At 65.4% G+C, this 3,043-nt stretch carries 3 protein-coding genes and 1 pseudogene; 3 read left to right on the top strand and 1 reads right to left on the bottom strand.

The annotated features are described in order from the left end of the window. Positions 1-110: pseudogene (locus tag MOV75_RS32665) on the bottom strand (glycerate dehydrogenase); the annotation flags it as partial. Between MOV75_RS32665 and MOV75_RS32660 the strand changes: the two are divergent. The 3 genes from MOV75_RS32660 to MOV75_RS32650 are packed head-to-tail and all read left to right on the top strand — an operon-like array spanning position 76 to position 2,892. Beyond that, a complete protein-coding gene (locus MOV75_RS32660; protein WP_247007383.1) occupies positions 76-1,101 on the top strand; it encodes an ABC transporter substrate-binding protein in 1,026 nt (341 codons plus the stop codon). The pseudogene MOV75_RS32665 and the gene MOV75_RS32660 overlap by 35 nt on opposite strands. Next, positions 1,079-2,101: an ABC transporter permease gene (locus tag MOV75_RS32655; RefSeq protein ID WP_246931478.1), complete on the top strand. Its 1,023-nt coding sequence runs from the start codon at positions 1,079-1,081 to the stop codon at positions 2,099-2,101. Before MOV75_RS32660 ends, MOV75_RS32655 begins: the two co-directional genes overlap by 23 nt. Beyond that, positions 2,095-2,892: an ABC transporter ATP-binding protein gene (locus MOV75_RS32650; protein ID WP_246931481.1), complete on the top strand. Its 798-nt coding sequence runs from the start codon at positions 2,095-2,097 to the stop codon at positions 2,890-2,892. Before MOV75_RS32655 ends, MOV75_RS32650 begins: the two co-directional genes overlap by 7 nt. The last annotated feature ends 151 nt before the right edge of the window (positions 2,893-3,043 follow it).

Genomic DNA, 3,043 nt, shown 5'->3' with positions numbered 1-3,043 from the left:
TCGAGCAGGCTTCGGCGTAACGCCAAGACCAGTGCAAAGGTGTGCTCCGGGACAGTATTGGTCGCGTAGTTCCGGATGTTCGACACCGTTATGTCTCTTGCGGCGCAGGCCTTCTCGCCGGGCGGGATTGCGACCGGCGTCGATTTCTCGGAGTTTCCGCTGTGCCGGGCGGCATCGGATGCGCCTGCGCTTACCGGCGCGCCACGCAAGCTGAAATTGTCGTGGAACGCCGGCGCGGTGTGCTTGGCGCCGGTGCCGGTCGCCATCGAGCACGGCTTCTTCCAGAAGCACAATCTCGACGTCGAGCTCATCAACTATTCCGGCTCGACCGACCAATTGCTCGAGGCGATCGCGACGGGCAAGAGCGATGCCGGTCTCGGCATGGCGCTGCGCTGGCTGAAGCCGCTGGAGCAGGGCTTTGACGTCAAGATCGCCGCCGGCACCCATGGCGGCTGCATGCGCGTCCTGACCCGCGCAGACTCCAGTGTAAGCAAGCTCGTCGATCTCAAGGGCAAGATCGTCGCGGTTGGCGATCTGGCAGGCCCCGACAAGAACTTCTTCTCCATTCAGCTCGCAAAGCTCGGCATCGATCCCAACAAGGACGTCGATTGGCGCGCCTATCCCGGCAACCTGCTCAACGTCGCTGTGGAGAAGGGCGAGGTGCAGGCGTTTCTGTCGTCCGATCCGCTCGGCTATCTCTGGCTCAAGGACAGTCAGTACAAGGAAGTTGCGTCCAATCTCGACGGCGAGTATCGGGAAAAGAGCTGCTGCATCCTCGGTCTGCGCGGCAGCCTGGTGCGCGAGGAGCCGCAGGTCGCTCGCGCGCTGACCCAAGCGCTGCTCGACGCCGCGATGCTCACCACGCAAAACCCGGCCGTGACGGCAAAGTCGTTCCAGCCCTACGCACCGAAGACCGCGTCGCTCGCCGACATCGAGGGCATGGTGCGCTACCACACCCACCATCATCATCCCGTCGGCGAGATCCTGAAGCGCGAGCTCAAGGGCTATGCGGACGATCTGAAGAGCGTGCAGGTCTTCAAGCCGGGCACCGACACGGCCAAATTCGCGGAGCGCATCTATGTCGACGTATTCGCTGTCTGACGGCCTCGCCTCCGGCGCGCCGCGTCTCTCCCGCGCGCCGCTGCTTGCGGGCTGGATCCGGGAGTCCGGCGCCGGAGTTCTTGCCAGCATCGCCTGGATCGCCTTCGGCCTGTCCTGCCTGTGGTGGCAGGATGTCGGTGACTGGACGCGTACGCATTCGCTCGGCATTGCCGCTTTTGTCATTGCGGCGATCGCGCTGTTCGGAACCGTCAGCGCCGACTATTTGGGATCGGCGGGACGGGCATTGCACAAGCGCGCGCCCTGGCTCCTCGCACTCGGCGCGTTCCTGACCCTGTGGGAGGTCGCGACCGCCAAATTCGCCTGGCTGCCGCTGCCGTTCTTCCCGCCGCCGCAGGCGATCATCGAAGTCTACACCGACGACCTGCCGAAGCTGCTCGACAGTGTCTTCGCCTCGGTCAAGCTCCAGCTCGGCGGCTATCTGATCGGCGCGACGGTCGGCTTTCTCACCGGCGTCTCGATCGGCTGGTCGCGCGCAGTCGGCTATTGGGTGCATCCGGTGCTACGCTTCATAGGCCCGCTGCCGGCGACCGCCTGGCTGCCGATCGCTTTCTTCACGTTCCCGTCGAGCTGGAGCGCATCGACCTTCCTGATTGCGCTGGCGACCGGCTTTCCGGTCACCGTGCTGACCTGGTCGGGCGTGGCGAGCGTCAGCAACGCCTATTACGACGTCGCGCGCACGCTGGGCGCAAAGCCATCCTTCCTGGTGTTGAAGGTGGCGATCCCCGCAGCATTGCCGCACGTCTTCGTCGGCCTGTTCATGGGGCTTGGCTCGTCCTTCGCCGTGCTCGTCGTCGCCGAGATGATCGGCGTCAAGGCCGGGCTCGGCTGGTACCTGCAATGGGCGCAGGGCTGGGCCGCCTACGCCAACATGTATGCGGCGCTGATCGTGATGTCGCTGCTCTGCTCCGGCGCGATCACGCTGCTGTTTTCGATCCGTGATCGTCTGCTGGTCTGGCAGAAGGGGACCGTGAAATGGTAGCTACAGCTCTCGCCGAAATCGACACTCATCCGGCTGCCGGTGCCGCGCTCGACATCGAGCAGGTCAGCCACGCCTTCGACATCGACGGCACCGAGCTGCCGGTGCTGAGCGACGTCAGCATCTCCGTCGAACCCGGCGACTTCGTCGCGCTGCTCGGCCCTTCCGGCTGCGGCAAGTCGACCTTGCTGCGGCTCGTTGCCGGCCTCGACAAACCCAAGGCGGGCACGTTGCGCGAGGACGAGGCGCGCATCACCCGGCCGCATCCCTCGCGCGTGGTCGTGTTCCAGGATCCGACCCTGTTTCCCTGGCGGTCGGTCTGGGACAACGTCGCCCTGGGCCTCGAGGCCCAGGGCATTTTGAAGAGCCAGCGCCACCGCGTCGATGCCGCGCTCGATCTGGTCGGCCTGGCGTCGTTCCGCAACGCCTATCCGCACCAGCTCTCCGGCGGCATGGCGCAGCGCGTCGCGCTGGCCCGGGCCCTGGTCAACGATCCAAAAATCCTGATCCTCGACGAGCCGCTCGGAAAATTGGACTCGCTGACCCGCATCACCATGCAGGCCGAACTCGTTGCGCTCTGGCAGCGCAAGGGCTTTACGACCTTGCTGGTGACGCATGACGCCGAGGAGGCCCTGGTGCTCGCCAACCGCGTCATCGTCTTCAGCGATCGCCCGGCTCGCGTGAAGGCCGACATCCGCGTCGACCGGCCCTATCCGCGGCATCGCGGCGATCCCTATCTCGCCGATCTGCGCCGCCAGATCCTCGGCCTGCTGGGACTGGATGCAACATGGTGACTCCCGTAGCCAAAGGGCGGACGCCGCATAGCGAACCCGACTACATCGCGCGCGCCGAGGCGCTGGCGATCGTGAACATGAACATCTCGCCGAGGGGGCTTGTGATCGGCGCAAGACCTCCGCTCACCCCGTCCGGGAAATCACGCGAGAT

The organism is Bradyrhizobium sp. PRIMUS42, from assembly GCF_023006515.1.
Taxonomy (GTDB): Bacteria; Pseudomonadota; Alphaproteobacteria; order Rhizobiales; family Xanthobacteraceae; genus Bradyrhizobium.
Note: the sequence above shows the minus strand (reverse complement) of the source record. Positions and strands in the feature narration are given on the sequence as shown.